Below are 17,362 nucleotides of genomic sequence, written 5' to 3'. Positions count from 1 at the left end.
CGCCATTTTATTACAAAAGACTAAAGCGAAGCGTTGTAATGCTGCACCTTAAGCGTGCGACGAGAAGAATCGAGCTTGCCGAGAACCATGCGTCGCAAAGCCTGATCCGCATCCTTATGCTCATCAAGCCAGCTCTGCCCACTTTCAACCAACTCGTCTACATTTGCGTAATTTGGATACAAGCCTTCAATCAAAGTTTCTGCCATGTGGAATGTGCGATTCTTCCAAATCCACTCAACTTCCGCAAAGTAGCGCTTAACGTATGGCTTAACTAAATCGCCTTTAGCGGTGCTTGCAAATCCAGCAACAACAGCACCCATTTGCATATTAGTCAAATCAAGATTGCGCAAAGCCTGCTCAAAAGCCCAATCCTTAGCTTCTGCAGTTGAGCGAGCCGCACGAGCCTGATATGCATACTCACGATTCTCAGTCGTATCGCGCTTAGCGAGTTCCGCATCAATTCCAGCTTCGTCCAAAGCATTCACACCTGCGAGCGCAATAAGAATGCTCCAGCGCAAGTCGTTGTCAATTTCCAAGCCTTCTAAGCGCACAGAGCCGTCAAGCAATCCGTTAGCTACACGCACAAACTCAGCATCTCCAACTTCGCCATATCCAAGATAAGCCTTAAGCAACTGGAATTGCTCGTCGGAGCCTGCAGAAGCTGCCAAAGCCAACTGCCATAGTTCGTGAGCAACATGCTTTGCGACTTCTGCTTGGCGCTCTGGAACAACGTAGTGGCTTGCAGTTACCTTTACTTGACCAAGAGCATAGCGGAAAGTCGTAGATTCGCGCTCAGTTGCCAAAGCTTTAAGACTGAGTTCCACGAAGCGTTCTGCTGGGAATTCCGCATCGCGAGTCATATCCCACAATGCGAGCCAAATAAGCGAGCGGGTCAAAGAATCCTTAAAGCGGTAAAGATTTTCGGCAGCAAACTCAAGCGACTTTGCGTCAAAACGTAGCTTTGTGTAAGTCAAATCGTCGTCGTTTACAAGAATAAGTGCTGGCATTTTTTCGCCGCGCGCTTCAGCAACTTCCGTCACTTCGCCATCAACATCGAGTTCGATTCGCTTTGTGCGCTTAATTTCGCCAGTTTCTTCGTCTACATTGTAGAATCCGACAGCCAAGCGGTGTGCGCGCAAAACTGGATGCTCAGATGGCGCGCTCTGGCGCAAACGCAAAGCCGCAATAGTGCCATCAGCTGCTTCTTCGACTTCGGTAGAAATCGTGTTAATTCCAGCTTTTTCAAGCCATTGCGCGCTCCAAGCCTTAAGATCGCGTCCGCTTGTAAGCTCTAACTCGTGCAGCAAATCAGCCAAAGTTGCGTTGCTATAAGCGTGCTTGCTCAAATAGTTGTGGATTCCTTCAAAGAACTTTTCGCGACCAACGTACGCTACGAGTTGCTTCAATACGGAAGCGCCCTTTGCGTAAGTGATGCCGTCGAAGTTGACGGAAGTGTCGTTCAAATCGTTGATTGGAGCCACGATTGGGTGCGTTGTTGGAAGCTGATCTTGATTAAGCGCCCAGCTTTTTTCGCCGGAGTTGAAAGTGCTCCAAGCGTCATGCCATTCGGTTGCTTCAGCAGTTGCAAGAGTAGAAGTGAATTCTGCGAAGGATTCGTTAAGCCACAAATCATTCCACCACTTCATAGTTACGTAGTCGCCGAACCACATGTGTGCAAGCTCGTGCAAAACTGTTACAACGCGGCGCTCAGCATAAGCGTCCGTAACTTTGGATTCAAACACGTACTGGTCTCGAATAGTAACCATACCAATGTTTTCCATAGCTCCAGCGTTGTATTCTGGCACGTAAATCTGATCGTACTTTGCGTATGGGTATGGCACTCCCCAAGTCTTAGCGTAGAAAGCAAAGCCCTTCTTTGTAATATCAAACAAGTAGTCAACGTCTTTTGCAAAAGCGTCTTTAAGTGCCTGACGGCAGTACATTGCCATTGGAACTACGCGGCCATCTTCATTGTTATAAGACGTATGCCATTCGGCGTAAGGGCCTGCGCAAATCGCAGTTAAGTAAGAGCTCATTTTTGGAGTTGACTCAAACACCCAGCGCTTCATTCCTTCTACAGCGCCATTTTCCAAAGTGCCGTCTTCCGTCTTACGGCCTTCAATTGCAGTTTCGCTGGCGACTGGCATGTTGGAAGTCACAATCCAACTTTCCGGAGCGTCTACACTAAAGTCAAAAACAGCTTTCAAATCTGGCTGATCAAACACAGCATAAACGCGGCGAGCATCCGGCACTTCGAACTGAGTATACAAATACACGTTTCCGTCAGAAGGATCAACGCTTCTGTGCAAGCCCTCGCCCGTGTTTGAATATTGGCAATTTGCTACGACTTCTACGGTGTTATGCTCAAGCAAATTGGCAAGCTCGATGCGGCTATCTGCAAAAACCTTAGAAACGTCAAGAGAAACGCCATTAAGCACAACGGATTCAACGCTGTTTGCAATCAAATCAAGGAAGCTTGTTTCACCAGCTTTTGCATCAAACTCAATCTTTGTGCGCGAAGTAAAATCGCGGCCACCCTTGCCTAAATCAAGCGAAACAGTGTAGTGAATTGGCATTTGAATTGCGCTAAAACGCTCCGCAGCTTCTACGCGAGTAAGATTTGCTCCTGGCATATTAACTCCCTTATATCTTCCTTTATTTTTTCTTATATTTTTTCTTATATTTTTGACTATTTTTCTGATTCTTGATTAGTTTTGACTAATCGCAGACTAATCACTTGACTAATCCTTTTGCGCAAGATCCGCAACAACAGGCACAATCATTGGCTTTCTACGCAACGCGCGCGCAATCCAACTTCCAAGCGTTCTTCGCATAATCTGCTGAAGCTTGTGCGTGTCTTTCTCGCCATGCATCATGGCGTCTTGAAGCTGGAAAACAATTTGAGATCGAACTTTTTCAAAATCAGACTCGTCTTCTGCAACAGCATTCAAGTAAATCTTAGGACCAGCCACAATGTCTGCGCTATCTGTATTTACAACTACAAAGCTAGACACAAAGCCTTCCGTACCAAGGATTCTGCGCTTTTCCAGCTCTTCGTCTGTAAGCTCGCCAACGGAATCGCCGTCAACGTACACGTATCCGCATGGAACAGAGCCAACAACAGCAGCGTTTCCGTGGTACAAATCCACAACATCGCCATCTTCTGCCAAAACAACATTCTTAGGATCCACGCCCGTTTTAACAGCAATCAAACCGTTTGCAACAAGATGCCTATGTTCTCCGTGAATTGGCATAGCGCACTTTGGCTTAACAATGTTGTACAAATAGAGCAACTCGCCCTCGTTGCAATGACCAGATACGTGGATTGCAGCATTGTCTTTGTTGATTACGCGAGCGCCCATTTGCACAAGCTTGTTAATAACCTTATAAACTTCGTGCTCGTTTCCTGGAATTAGAGAGCTTGCAAGAATAACGGTATCGAACTCGTTAACTGTAATATCTTTGTGTATTCCGTCTGCGATTCGCCCAAGTGCTGCCATTGGCTCGCCTTGAGATCCTGTGCACATATAAACAAGCTTGTCGTCTTGAATATCTTTTGCTTGCTTTAGATCTACAACAGTATTTTCTGGAATATGCAAGTAGCCAAGATCGGCCGCAATCGACATATTTCTAACCATCGATCGCCCAACAAACACCACTTTTCGACCATACTTGTGCGCAGCATCTACGACTTGCTGAACACGGTGAACGTGGCTAGAGAAGCTTGCTACGATTATCTTGCGCGATGCGTTAGCAAACGCTTGATCCAAAGCCGGCCCAATAGTGGTTTCTGGCTTAACAAATCCTGGAACCTCAGCATTTGTGGAATCAGCCATTAATAAGTCAATTCCTTGCTCGCCAAGCTTTCCGAATTCAACTAAATCAGTAAGCCTATGGTCTAGTGGAAGCTGATCTAGCTTTATATCTCCAGTGTCTATAATCGTTCCTGCTGGCGTTTTTACACACACTGCAAGAGCGTCTGGAATTGAATGCGTTACGCTAATAAACTCTAGGTTAAATGGCCCTACTTTTAGCTTGTCTCTGCCTTCTACATGAATTGTTTTTGGCGTAATCTTATGCTCTTCGCACTTTGCTTCAACAAACGCAAGAGTGAGCTTAGATCCGATTAGTGGAATATCTGGGCGCATCTTAAGCAAATACGGCACGCCGCCAATGTGGTCTTCATGGCCGTGCGTTAAAACTAGCGCATCTACTTTGTCTAGCCTGTTTTGAATGTAGTGGAAATCTGGCAAAATCAGATCCACGCCTGGCTGCTCTTCTTCTGGGAACAATACGCCACAATCCACAAGCAAAATATGACCATTATATTCAATAACGTTCATATTTCGGCCAATCTCACCCAAACCGCCAAGCGGAACGATTCGCATTGAACCCTTGCGATACTTCGGCGGAGCAATAAGCGCACCTTCTCGCTGATCATTTACAACTGGTGGAAGCGCGTTATAAGTTGTTTTAGAGCTTTTAGACGACTTAAATCCTTTAGATGCCCTACTCGCCTTATTCGATTCAGCGTCTTTAGTTTTTTTAGTTTTTGTATTTTTATTTGTAGTTTTATTTTCTTTTTTCACAGTTTTTATTGACTTTTTATTGTTTATATCTGAGGATTGAGGAATTTTTACAGAGTCTACAATCTCTGCAAGAATCTCATCCATCGATTGCATCGTTGTATCACTCATCTGCTCTATTGTAGCGTTAAGCCTCAACGGATTTACAAAACTGCGACTTCGCACGTAAACAAAAGCGGCAATCACAAAAATGCCATCTTAAAAGGCTGTATTAAAATGCCAACAAAAATGCCGCAAAAAATAAAAGTCGAAAATATTAAGCTAAATCTAATGCTCTAGCAATCAAATACTCTAATGCGCTCTAGTGCTTGCCGTATTTTTTCCAAATCTTAATTCCAATACCAACAAGAACAACCACGATTGCAAAAATCATGGAGCCAAGTATTGCAGAACCTGATTGAATGTTAGCAAATCCAGCCGCCGAGCAAATAAGTGAACCAAACATTTCTTGCCTTCCCAGTTTGTTTGAAGTCTATAACACAATTCTACAATACTTTTCTTCAAAAGATAATCTCTATATACAATCAAAATAATCGCAATAATCGCGAGCGATACGGGGAATCGTTCGCGCGTTACAGCGCGCTCACGTCTTCGCCGCACGTAAAGTCCACTGGACTTTACGTTTAAGCGGCTCAGCGCTCTATTCCTCGCGGCTATTAGTAGCCGCTCGGCTGATTTGGCACATAAAGTCCACTGGACTTTATGCTTGAGCCAAATCACGCTTTGAAGGAGCTTGAAATGCGTTATGCAATTTCAAGCTCAGTCAAAGCGCCTCTCGCGCTACGCTTTAAGCGAAAAGGCAGGTCGTCGCGCCCGCGTTTGTTTACCCAAACACCAAAAAAGGGAACAAATGCGGGCACAAAGAAACAAAACTGCATCAGCAAACTTTGACGCCATAATGTAGACTAGAAAGACACTCAAAAATCAATCATGTTAATCAAGTTAAACACGTACAAATTTAAGGGAAGTGAATATGTCATCGCAATCGGCGCAGCAAAAGTCTTCGCCTATGTCAAACTACGCAAAATTGTTCTCTTTTGAAGGAACACGAGCGTTTTGCATATCTGGAGCAATAGCAAGGCTGCCTATTTCGATGATGGGTTTAGGAATAGTCCTGGCATTAAACCACATTTACAACAATTGGACAATTGCTGGAACAATGAGCGCCGCATACGTTCTATCGCAAGCAGCCGTAACGCCATTATACGCAAAGCTTTTTGACCGATTCGGACAAAGAAAAGTCGGCGTACTCGCACTAAGTGCGCAAGTTGTTTGCATGCTGTCGTTTGCAACCGCCGCACTTTTCCACATACCTTTGCCAATACTTTTTGCGCTTGCAATTTTAATGGGAGTTACACAATTTGCGTTCGGCGCGCTTGTTAGAACTCGCTGGGCATACACTCTTAAAAGTCAAACTGACGACACGCTGCTAAACGTTGCATATGCGCTGGAATCTGGAATTGACGAGATTGTGTTTATATTCGGTCCAATTCTTGCAGCATGGCTTGCCACTAGCGTTCACCCTGTATCGCAGCTTTTTGTGCCAGTTTTGGCAAGCGGACTAGGCGGAGCTTGGTTCTTATCGCTTAAAAACACGCAGCCTGCGGTTGTTAAAATTGTGCAAGTAGAAAGCGCTCCCGCAAATGATGAAGATGTGCGAGCTGCTCTGGAAAATGGCCCTTACAGCACATCGGAAAACTCGGCGGGAAACTCGGTGGAAGACTCGTCAAAAAATGGCAAGAAAATAATCGCAAAAAATCTTAGAGACAAGCTTTCGCTAAAACAACTAAGAAATGCAAATCGCAAAAACAAGCCAAAAAACGTGCTTCTTTACCGCGGAATCATACCGCTTGTTATTATGTTCCTTGTTTTTAACATGAGCTTTAGTGCTTTTGACGTATCCGTTACAGCAGCAATGCGCGCGCAAGGATTAGACAAACTGATCGGCTTGCAACTTGCGCTGTTTGCGTGCGGGTCTTTAGTCGGAGCTGTTATTTTTGGCTCGCACAAATTCCGCGGATCTAATTGGTCTCATCTAATTGTGTTTCTAAGCCTGCTCACTGTTGGCTTTATTCTTATGAACATTAACATAGATAGGCTTATACTTCTAAGCATTTTTGAGCTTTTGAGCGGATTGTGTGTTTCGCCGATTTTTGCAACTGGAAACCTTATTGTTAAAGACACGATTCCAGAGCATTCGCTTACCGAAGGATTATCTTGGCTGCCAACAGCATCGGCTACTGGCGCTTCACTTGGATCCATGGTTGCAGGCTTTGCGATTGACGCGTGGAGTTCGCACGGAGGAATGATGGTTCCGTGGATTTCTACGCTTATTGCTATTCCAATCGCATCAATTGGGTGGATTATTGTAACGCGAAAGCGCGATTAATCAGCGCAAGCAATCTTCCGCATTTTGTTTCTTTTTTCCCGCGTTTGTTCCCTTTTTGGTCGATTGGGGAAACAAAAGCGGGAAAATCGTTCGCGCGTTACAGCGCGCTACAAGGCAGGTCGTCGTTCGCGCGGTCTAAGCGCGCGAACGTCTTCGCTTGCGTTGAAAGCACACCGTGCTTTCAACCTTAAGCAAGCTCAGCGCTCCGACCTGCCTTTTCGCACTACACTCTAAGCGAAAAGGCAGGTCGTCGCGCCCGCGCATTACGCAGCTCGAAATCGTCGATTCGCCCGCGTTTGTTCCCATTCTTAGTGTTTTAGGAAACAAAAGCGTGAACACTTCCCCACATTTGTTTACGTATTTGGTCAAATGGGAAACAAAAGCAAGAAAGTTGCTCATATAAATCAGTCAAATCAGTAGAAATTAATCAGCGCGACTGATGCGTGCGTCTGGCGCGGTTTACAAACGGCTCGCCCGAATATATGTACAAATCCTCAACAAGATCTTTTACGCGATCCGCATACTTTTCATGATCTTTTTTAGCCCACGTAGCATCTCGCCTAAGACCGTGATAATCGTAGAAACTAACATCGCAAGCCGTGTCTGTGTGCAAAAAGTAGCGATTCACTCCGCGACTACGCAAATGTTGCATTGTGCGCTTCCACAATCCGCCGCCAACTCCGTGCCCGCGAGCGTCTGGAGAAACAATAAAAAGCTCCAACTCTGCCTGAGTCAAGTCGTTTATGTGGCTCATCGCCTCCAACTTGCGCTCAATCTGACCCATTGAAATCGCAGAATCCAACGCTTTTGCGTGCAAAGAATCGTCTTTGCTAGACATCTTTGCCTCTTGCTCTTCTAGCATCTTCTGCACTTGCTTAAACAGCACCTTATCTCCGTACACGCGCGCAAGCAAAAGTCCCATAAATTTGCCGTTTATTGTTGCAACAGTTCCGTACGTAGAAGGCTCCAAATAGTGAAGCACAAATCGCCTAGAAAGATTGCGCGAAGCGTCTGCTCCAACAGCATTCGCAATCCCCCATGTGCGCTCGTATTCCTCTACGATTGCGTCAATGTCGTTAATTTTAACTGGACGAAACTCAACCGTCATTTTGTCCTTCTTTTACTTTTACTAACTTAACTTTTACTAACTTAAATCGGCTTATGCCCTACTTTTAGATTACCAAATACGTTGATTCTAAAAAGACGCCTCGCTCAAAATCTCGTCACGAGTTTTGCTCAGCGCGTGAATCTCGCGATTTTCCGCACGCGCCTCGCTAACGTAGTAAAGAGTAGCGTCTATGCAGCTTAAATCAACGTTTGTAGCGCGCGCAAGAAGCAGCCTATACCAGTCAAGCTGCTCAAGTTTTAGGCGAATATCTTCCGCGGTTTTTGGCCGCTTACCCGTCTTCCAGTCAACAATTGTGTAGAGTTTCGATTCATCGCTAGCGTCTAATCCCCCTGCAAAAACAGCATCCAAAGTGCCGTTGATAATTCTATTTGCAAACTCCGTATTATCGACTTGCATTAAAATCGGCATTTCTGCAGCTAGCGGCACTCGTTTTGCCCAACGCGATTCTATAAGCCGTTGTTTCCATTGATTTAGTGCGCAACTTTGAGGATCAGAAGCTTCGCGATTTTGATTAAACTCGTAAAGCAAATCTTTGCGATCTTGAGGAATAAATTGCTCATCTAACAAAGCGCCATTTTTTACAATAGTACGCCACTTAGCACACTCGGATGCACTAGAAGACACTGCCGAATCCACAAATTGCTGCGCCCACGCGTGGAATTTTGTACCAAGATTTGCATCCATTGACGAAACGGACGGAATTGGTCGAATGCAAGCCAATAGATTGTTGTAAACTCGGTCGTTTTCGCGCGCGATAGCGCTAGCGTTTGTGCCATTTGCATTGGCATTTACGCCATTTGCATCTGAATTTTGCGCAACTTTGCTTATTTTTTGCAAAGACGTTACGTTAAGCCTAGATCCGTTGGAAATCTTTTCCACCTTTTTTGCTAAGTCTTCTAGAGAATAATCGCCAGCGTTTTGCGATGTTAAATCGGCGTCTTGAACAAACGCTTTTGCGCGTGAATAAAGCGATTTTTGATGTGATATTAAGGAAGATTCGCCATCGGCATTACCATCGGCATCACCACTAAAATCGCCACTAAAATCACCATCAAAATCTTCACTTTTAACATCTTCACTCTTAACAAGTTTTGCAGATTCTTGAAGCGCATTTTCTACATCTTCACTCAAAGCACAAGGCCATTCAAGCACGCTTTCTTTAGCACGCGAATCGCTTTGAACTTTAATTTTTCCAAACTCTTTAGAAAGCTCACCTGCAAAATCGCCTGCAATAAGGCCAAAAACGTCTTCGCTGGAATCGTCAGAATTTTCCGCCTCGCATTTTTTAACTTCAATCACACCATTAAGCGACTTTATAGCTTCCATCGACTCCTTAAGAAACACCGAAGCGGCGCGCTTACGCCCATTTTCTTCCGAATCTCCCGAATTTGCTGAACCAGTTAAAAGCGCTGCAAACTTTGCGCGCGTAAGAGCAACATACATAAGATGGCGCTCGTCCATGTGAAGCTGGATTCCGCGCTCCTCACTTTGCGTAAATGGCATAAAATCAACGCTTTGCTGGGATTTATACGCATTATACACACTGCGAGTTTCTTCGCTCAAAAAATCGCCAGCAACCGCAGAGCCAGCATCCACCTCTTGAACAGCAGCCGCGAAATCACACAAAGCTTTGATTCTATTTGGCTTAATCTCGTCAAAAATCTTTTGTACACTATCTAAACTTTGCATGGATTTTTGGGGATGCATTGCCTCGGCACGCGTTACTGTATGCGGAAAATGCGGCAAAATATTGGCATCCACGCGCAACGCAGAAGGCACGCTTGCGGCAAACTCAATCGGTATGCGAGCGCTGGCTTGCCCATTATCATCAACTTTTAGCGAATCGCCTTGATTACTTGGAAAAGCGCCCTCGTTTAGCCCAACTACAGCAACTGCTGGCCATTGCAAACCCTTTGATTGGTGAACTGTCATTAAAACAACTTGCGCGCTATTTTGCTCTGTTCCGGAAGCTTGCAAATCAAGCGTTTTTGCTGAGTCAATCCAATTGATTAGTCCGCGCAAACTAACATCTTGCCACTCGCCCATCTCTTGCACATACGTTTCTACAATCGCGTTTAGCGAATCTAGCACATTGTGCATGTCGTTAAGCATTGTTTGATTGCTAAAATCCTTGTATTTTAAGGCCGCTCCAACAGCGCTATCAATATCTACGTTAAGCGCTTCAACAGCTGATTGCATAACGCTTGTTAGCGAATTTCTTTGCACGCGATCAACTTTATTTAGGATTTTACTAAGTCGGCTTACGGCAGCGAATGCATGCGCGCTCAGCTTTTCTCGCATTTGGCTAACCCAATAATCGCAAGCAGCGCCACTCGCGCCACTCGCCCCAAAATCCCCAAAATCGCGCATAATCAAATCAGCCAAATACACTCCGCCATAAATATTTATGACTTGCGCCGATATTTCCCCACTATTTGCCTTATTCCTAAGATTTCGAACAGCACAATCCCACTGACTTCTAGGCAATCCCTCCTCAACAAGACCAGCCGCTGCGTACACGTTGTAAAGATATTCCGTATTCGCACTATTTGCGATTGATGCCAACACACCCAAATCCGCGGTAGATAGCGCAAAACGAGGAGTGGCAAGAAGACGCATAAGCGAATTGGAGTCGCTGTGGTCTTGAATCACTCTTAACAAACTCAAAACATCTTTAACAGCAGGCTTTTCAATAATCGAAGAGTAGCCAACTATGCTCGTGCGAATACCAGCATCCTCCAGCTTTTGAGCATATTGTGGCATTTTTGCTTTACTTCTAAAAAGAATCGCAAGTTGCGGTTCGAGCGGATTTTCGCCATATTTTTCAACGATTTTTTTAGCAAATCGCACAACTGCATCAATTTCTTCGCTTTGATTTGGCATAAACAACGCGCAAACAGTTCCATTTGGCGCATCATCTTTTGGCTTTAAAGTTTCCACTTGCACTTCGCGATCGTCAATGCTGCTAAATCTACGACTTGCGTTTTGCGTTGAATTATCGCCATTTTCCGCGCGCATCGGCTCGGTTAGCGCGTTTGCAACTTTTAGTATAAACAGCGAATTTCTGCGCGTAACAGTTAGCGAATACTTGTTTTGCGCGCTTATGTTAAAGTCTTGTTCAAACTTACAAAAAGCTCCAGTCGAAGCACCTCTAAACGAGTAGATTGCTTGGAATGGGTCGCCTACTGCCATAACATGCGTGCGACCCCCCTCTACAGCATCAAAACCGCCATAAAACAGCGTATTTATAAGCATTGCTTGCGTTGTAGAAGTATCTTGATACTCGTCTAAAAGAACTTGCGAATATTGATTCCTGTATTGCGCGCAAATCGAAGGAAAATGCGTAACCAAATAATAAGCTGCAATCGTAAAATCGCTAAATTGCGCCATGTTTACGCGCTTTTTTTCGGCGTCAAATTGCAAAACAAGGTCTAGCAAAATGTCTCGTTTTAGGCAAGCGTTGTATAGATTTATGCAAAATTGCAAGCACGAATCATCCCAATATTTTTCGTAATTTTTGCACGCATTCTTAAATTTTTCCGCAGAAACTTTCGCTACGTCTTGCTCACTCATTCCAGCCGTTTTTTTGACTTTTTTGTATTTTGGAATCGCTGGAGCTTTTGACGCAAGTGGCGATTCTACCTTTTTATCTCCAATAACATTTTTTAAGTGTTTTGCAAACTCATTATTCCACTCGCGTATTTTTTGAACAGCTTGAGGCACGCTTGAGCACGTTTCGCCTATACTATCTACTCCAATCATCGAGCACGATATTTCGGCACAAAGATTAATAACATCAGCACACAAAGTGTCAAAATTATATAGCTTACTTAAATTTTTAGCGTTATTTTGTGGATTATCTAAATATTTTCCGATTATACTTTTTATGATTTCCATCGCGCCAGCGTCGCTTAATGGCATTGTGTTTTGATTAAAGCCAACCAAAAGCCCGTATCTTCTTACGATTGATTGAAAGAACGCGTCATACGTCATAACTTCTGGCTTTAAGAATGACTTTGCTCCGCTTGCGCTAACCTCCGAAGAAACGCGACTTAGCAATTCCGCAGCAGCTTTATTTGTAAACGTTAAACCCAATATGGACTCTGGTGGAACTTTGCTTTTAATTAAATGTATTACGCGGCGAGTCATAGTGTACGTTTTGCCGCTTCCAGCTCCAGCAACAATTAGCACGTCTTGATTAATCGGCGCTTCTATAACGTTTTTTTGCTCTAAACTCGGAGCACTATTAGGCGTGGATTTTACGGCGCTAACGTTGTTATTGCTCATTTTTACCTTCAATCACTTCGTAAACAGTGTCCACTTTTTCTGCACACGCAGGGCAAACGTCTAAACATCTACAATAATTTTTATGATCCGCTTTTGGCTCTACAGCAAAACTTGTTGACTTAACAGCAGCAGCAGCAAAAAATACGCGAGATATCATCATAAGCGACCATTTTGCACGCATTGGCAAGCCTACAAAATCCGCCCACGCACTTTGACTTACGCCTTGCGCAGGATTTTGAGCATCAATGCTTGGAAGATCGTAAAGTCGATTATTGTTAGAATATCTGTAACGACTTGTGATTTCACTAGCGCTTAGCGAGCCATCCTCATCAAACAGCGAAGGCTGACAAATGTTCTCTGCAACGCCATTATCTTGCGCAGGAGAATCCTTGTACACAACGTGGAACAGCGCACTTCGCGCGATTTTTGTGTGCTTAAGCTTTAGCAATTGCTCATAGTCTTTATTATTTTCTGAGCAAAAAACAATTCCAAGCTGATAACAAATAAGCTGCAAATCGTTAAAAACTTGCTGTGTTTTAGGAACTTTTCCTGTTTTATAGTCGATTAGGCGAATTTGTTGCGTGTTGTCGTTTAACTTTCTAAGTTCCATGCGGTCGATTCGCCCCTTGATTCTAACTCGCAAATCGCATGAGCCGCCATTAGGCCATCCGCCTACCAAAAATCCCATTATTGAATAAAGATCTTCCACGCTTGTTTGCGATTTAGCAGCAAGATTGTACGCGTTTAGAATATCGTCAAAGCCAAAAGTGGCGTTTATTTGGCACTCGCAATAAGCTTCCTCAAGACTACCCAAAGGAACATCTGCAATAGTCGGCTTTGCTGTTTTTGACTTTTCGGGTGCAGGCAGAATCTTTGTTACAACACCATCCTCGTCTTTTTGCGCAAGAATCGGGTAATTTTGCCCGTTTAGCGAGCCTACAAAATATTGAGCAATCGTATAAAGCGCGCGGCGAACATTCAAATCGTTTTTTATAAAACGGTAGCGGTCTTTTACATTAGAAATACTAGAATCACTTGGGCAAATCGAATAATAATGATCAATCATTTTATTCGCAACATCTTCAATCGCCTTTTTTTGCAAAGCGCTAAACGATTCAAACGAAAAATCAAAGTCCGAAAATTCCTGCGCTCGAGCGCCAACAAACCCACTAACAAAAGCTTCAAGCTGTGGGTAGTTTTTGCGCAAATAATCATTGTCTAAATGCTCATCTTGACTTGCCCACCTTGCAGTTTCGTGAATAAGCGTACCAAATTGTGCTGCCGTGCTTCCTACGGCAGGCCCCGCAAATTTACTTTCCAAAAGGCAACAAACTGGGCAAGACCAAAGTTTATCTACCATTGAAGGAGATAGAGTTACAAGATTTTTACTAGTGGAGACTTTTTCTTGTGACTTTTCTTGTGATTTTTCTTGTGATTTTAGTGGCGATTCTTCTTGCGATTCTGCGGTTGCTGGCGATTCTGACTTCGCAGAATCAATCGCAGAATCGTAATTTTTACGCATAAAATCCCAATTATTTGGATTTGCTGCATCAACTCCGTTGTTTTTAAGCAGATTTAACGCATCTAACGCATCTTGAATCGTAGAATTTTTTGCCATTTTATGGCCATTATTAGAGCCACACTCCTCTTTAGCAAGCGTGATTCTAGACGCACAAACAAGACCTCTTGCATCGGCATCAACCGCCGCAAAATCGCCACAAAAATCTGTGTAATCGCAGCTTCCGTCTTGATTTCTCCAATAAATCTCTGGCAAATAGTAGTACAAAAAGTCCGAAGGAACGCAATCATCACTATTAACCGCGCTTATGCAAAGATGTTTGCGAGCGCGCGTAATTGCCATTAGCAAACTTCGCTGTTCGCCAGTAAAAATCGCTTGTTTATCGCTTACGCAAATGCCATTAGGATTTTTAGAATACGCATCAAAGAAGTACGTTATATCGTTAATATCGCTACTATCGGATTTATCGCCACTTTCTCCACTCAAAATCCTGCTATTTAGCACAATATCAACAAGCGTTTCCGAAGCAAACATAGTACTTCTAGCGGCCGTATTCGGCCAAACTCGCTGCTGAACCGCAGGAATCCACACGTAATCCCAAAGTCTTCCAACCGAACCAGAAGGCGTTGTAAGAGTCACAGCGTCTGGAAGAGGCGCCACACTTGCAAGCGAATCCGCTTCAATTTCCATTTGGCGAACTTGATCAATAAACTCCGCGATTGTTGGAGCAGCCAAACCTCCATTAGGCGTCTGCTGTTCTTGCGCAACCGTATACGAGAACGAATTCGCATACTCAAAAAGCCTCATTGCAGCGTCTAGCCTATCGTTTGCCGCGCGGCCTTCATCATTGTTGCTAAGCGCTTGAATTTGCCACTTTTTAGCGCAATTGCAAAGATTCCAAGCCTTGCCTAAAACGTAGCTAACTTGATTTTCTCCGCTGTTTTTAACTTTTTCAAGGTTATTTTTTAGATTTTTAGAAAGTCTTAGAACAATATTAAACACGCGCATCAACGCACGCATATGAACACTGTTTGGGCGCATTTTTTGCAAAACAGAAAAGATTTCTGTAGACTTTGCGCCTTGATTCTCTTCGTTTTCTAAATCACCTAAATCACCTGAATCCGCAGAATCACCAGAATCCGCAGAGCAGCCGTCAATAAGCGACTTAAGAATCAAAAGATAACACGACTCAATGCTAAATTGCGTGCTATTTGCGTTCGGTTGCGCGCTAAAAACGCGATTGTCAACCGTAACGCTTGCGCTTTCAATTGCAGATGGCTCGTTTGCGCTTAAAAGGCGATTGCTAAGCACTTTCCATTGCTCTATAAGACCGTGTAATGGCGAATTTTCTTCGCTTGCATTTACACCGTTCGCCTTTACACCGCTTGCGTTTGCGCCTGAAATCACTTCACTAAGCGAACAAATTGAGCGCATAAGCGAGTCAACAGCAGACAAACTTGCGCAATTGTAGTCGCCAAAATCCACAAGCGGACTTTCCAAAACCGTCTTTATTCTAGAACGAACAAAATGCGCAATCGAATAAAGCGTGTAATTGCCCGAATGCACGCTTTTTGCTAAATCGTCAACGCTTTTTTGGCTAAATTGCGCTAACTCAATAATCGCAAAAAGCGCTTTAATAAACGGCTCATCTCTAAGCGCGCGCGTAACACTCGAATAGCGCACAGGAACTCCGTCTTTTCTAAGACGCTCACCAAACGCGCGAACTGTTGCATTATCGTGCGCAATTATTGCCATGTTTTTCCAAGGAATCTTATTGTCTAAATGAGAGCGTTTTATTTGCCAAATAACGCAATCCATCTCTTGGCTAGGAGTTCTGTACAAATCGCCAGAAACCGAAGAATTTTCTGTTTTTTGCGAATTTGATTCGATTTTTTCTATAGGAAAAGCACCTTGAATATTGGCCATTTTCCAAGCCCTGCGGGCCATTGGCGTTTGCGTTGGCATAAGCGAAGCAATCGAAAGAGAAACGCGCGCAGAAAAAAGATTTAGCGCAATTGAGCGATCGGAATGGTTTAGAAAATCGTGTATATTTTGAGATTCTTGGCGCTTTACATCTTGCGACGCCTGTTTTGCAAAATCTTCGCCAAATCCTTCGACCTTATAATCGCAAATTTTAGAAACAGCAGCTTGCATAACGCCATTTTGCGCTGATTCAACAACGTAATCTGGGTACGATCCGCGGAAGGATTGAACGGATTCGTCGGGATTTGCCGTTAAAACAATTTTCACGCCCAAGCGCGCTAGCGACTCAAGAAAAGCCAAGCCAGCAAGCGTTACGTCGTGAAAATCGTCAACAACTAACATGCGCGGAAGGAAGAGTTTAAGAGCGTAAAATTCAAGGGAAGAATCGCAAGATTCGCAAGATTCATTAGCACTATTGCAATGTAAATTATTAAAAATATCGTTCAAAATTTGAACGCCACTTGCCAAAAGCCTAGAAGAATCAAGCCTAAAAGCGTTTGGGTACTTTTTGCGCACGCAATCCGCATACTCGCTTCTAAGAGCAAAAGCCAAATTCCATTGAGTTCTAATGCGGCTAACAATAATAGACGATACAAAATCCGAGTGAACGCTAAGATGCGAGTCCAAGCTGTTCAGCATATTTTTTTCCGCAAAATCGCTTACAATGCCCATCTCGTCTAAGCGCGCGAGCATATCTCGAAGTTGGTGAATAAAAGCGGTATTTACGGAGATGTTAGAGATGTAATTAGAATCTAGCGAATCAGGTGAATCGAGCGAATCGCTATTTTGCGCGTTTTGTAATTTAGAAATTGTGTAAATCCAAGAATCTTTAGACGAAGAATCTTTAGAAGAAGAATCATTGGAATAGTCGCCAGCAAAATACTCACTAAAAAGAGCGCAAACTTTGCAATTGCCATTATCGCCTTGCAAAACGTGATTAACGTGTACGCGCACAACTTCGCGAAGAAGCGCGTCTTGCTCGGCGCCATTAAGTAGCTTAGGCGCAGGCATGCCAAAAAGCTTATTTCGCGCGGAAATCAAACTAAACGCAAGCGCGGAAAGTGTTCCAACTGGTCGCGATTGGTGTGAAACACCCAAGTTTTGAATCACGTAATCCGACATTCGTGCAGCAGTGGAGCGATTCTGAGCAGCAGCAACAGCGATATCACTGCGAATAGCATTTTTTAGCAAAAGCTGCGCAGCGCCGCTATCTAGCGAGCACGACGAACCATCTGCCGCACTCCAATCAAAACGCAAACCCAAAAGCAACGCGTTAAGCGCAAAGCTTGACTTGCCAGCGTTTGGAGCTCCAAAAACAAGCAAAACATTGGTGTTGCGTCCATGCGCGTTTTTAAGAGTGCCATTTAACAACGATTGAACAGCAGCCAGCGCAGAATCTTCCGTACACATAGACACAATTCTACCAACTGGCGCGAGCTATTCCTGCGTTTGTTTCTTTTCCCCCACGT

7 protein-coding genes are annotated in these 17,362 nt (G+C 44.0%); 1 reads left to right on the top strand and 6 read right to left on the bottom strand.

All coding sequences use genetic code 11. The annotated features are described in order from the left end of the window. Nucleotides 1-20 precede the first annotated feature (20 nt). The 3 genes from pepN to AC1EKB_RS00245 all read right to left on the bottom strand — a co-directional run bounded on the left by pepN (nt 21) and on the right by AC1EKB_RS00245 (nt 5,031). On the bottom strand, nt 21-2,633 hold the full coding sequence (gene pepN, locus AC1EKB_RS00255; protein ID WP_481248503.1) for an aminopeptidase N: 2,613 nt from the start codon (nt 2,631-2,633) through the stop codon (nt 21-23). Between the two features lie 108 nt (nt 2,634-2,741). Beyond that, on the bottom strand, nt 2,742-4,697 hold the full coding sequence (locus tag AC1EKB_RS00250; RefSeq protein WP_415694651.1) for a ribonuclease J: 1,956 nt from the start codon (nt 4,695-4,697) through the stop codon (nt 2,742-2,744). 190 nt (nt 4,698-4,887) lie between these two features. Next, nucleotides 4,888-5,031, bottom strand: a complete 144-nt coding sequence (locus AC1EKB_RS00245) for a hypothetical protein (RefSeq protein WP_415694650.1) — start codon at nt 5,029-5,031, stop codon at nt 4,888-4,890. Nucleotides 5,032-5,559: 528 nt separating this feature from the next. Here AC1EKB_RS00245 and AC1EKB_RS00240 point away from each other — a divergent pair. After that, nucleotides 5,560-6,975, top strand: a complete 1,416-nt coding sequence (locus AC1EKB_RS00240) for an MFS transporter (protein WP_481248502.1) — start codon at nt 5,560-5,562, stop codon at nt 6,973-6,975. Nucleotides 6,976-7,402: 427 nt separating this feature from the next. On the opposite strand, the gene AC1EKB_RS00235 is transcribed toward AC1EKB_RS00240, so the two are convergent. From AC1EKB_RS00235 to AC1EKB_RS00225, 3 genes are all read right to left on the bottom strand, one after another. Then, on the bottom strand, nt 7,403-8,083 hold the full coding sequence (locus AC1EKB_RS00235; protein ID WP_415694648.1) for a GNAT family N-acetyltransferase: 681 nt from the start codon (nt 8,081-8,083) through the stop codon (nt 7,403-7,405). An 87-nt stretch (nt 8,084-8,170) separates the two neighbouring features. After that, complete coding sequence (locus AC1EKB_RS00230; RefSeq protein WP_481248501.1) at nt 8,171-12,391, bottom strand: UvrD-helicase domain-containing protein; 4,221 nt, start codon at nt 12,389-12,391, stop codon at nt 8,171-8,173. Then, nucleotides 12,381-17,303, bottom strand: a complete 4,923-nt coding sequence (locus AC1EKB_RS00225) for a PD-(D/E)XK nuclease family protein (RefSeq protein ID WP_481248500.1) — start codon at nt 17,301-17,303, stop codon at nt 12,381-12,383. Before AC1EKB_RS00225 ends, AC1EKB_RS00230 begins: the two co-directional genes overlap by 11 nt. Nucleotides 17,304-17,362 lie beyond the last annotated feature (59 nt).

The organism is Gardnerella sialicivorans subsp. sialicivorans, assembly GCF_056746795.1.
Note: the sequence above shows the minus strand (reverse complement) of the source record. Positions and strands in the feature narration are given on the sequence as shown.

What these genes read in the sequence shown, in the direction of transcription:
- AC1EKB_RS00225 (WP_481248500.1), bottom strand. Translation starts at nt 17,303, where the DNA reads ATGTGTACGGAAGATTCTGCGCTGGCTGCTGTTCAATCGTTGTTAAAT.
- AC1EKB_RS00250 (WP_415694651.1), bottom strand. Translation starts at nt 4,697, where the DNA reads ATGAGTGATACAACGATGCAATCGATGGATGAGATTCTTGCAGAGATT.
- AC1EKB_RS00235 (WP_415694648.1), bottom strand. Translation starts at nt 8,083, where the DNA reads ATGACGGTTGAGTTTCGTCCAGTTAAAATTAACGACATTGACGCAATC.
- pepN (WP_481248503.1), bottom strand. Translation starts at nt 2,633, where the DNA reads ATGCCAGGAGCAAATCTTACTCGCGTAGAAGCTGCGGAGCGTTTTAGC.
- AC1EKB_RS00245 (WP_415694650.1), bottom strand. Translation starts at nt 5,031, where the DNA reads ATGTTTGGTTCACTTATTTGCTCGGCGGCTGGATTTGCTAACATTCAA.
- AC1EKB_RS00230 (WP_481248501.1), bottom strand. Translation starts at nt 12,391, where the DNA reads ATGAGCAATAACAACGTTAGCGCCGTAAAATCCACGCCTAATAGTGCT.
- AC1EKB_RS00240 (WP_481248502.1), top strand. Translation starts at nt 5,560, where the DNA reads ATGTCATCGCAATCGGCGCAGCAAAAGTCTTCGCCTATGTCAAACTAC.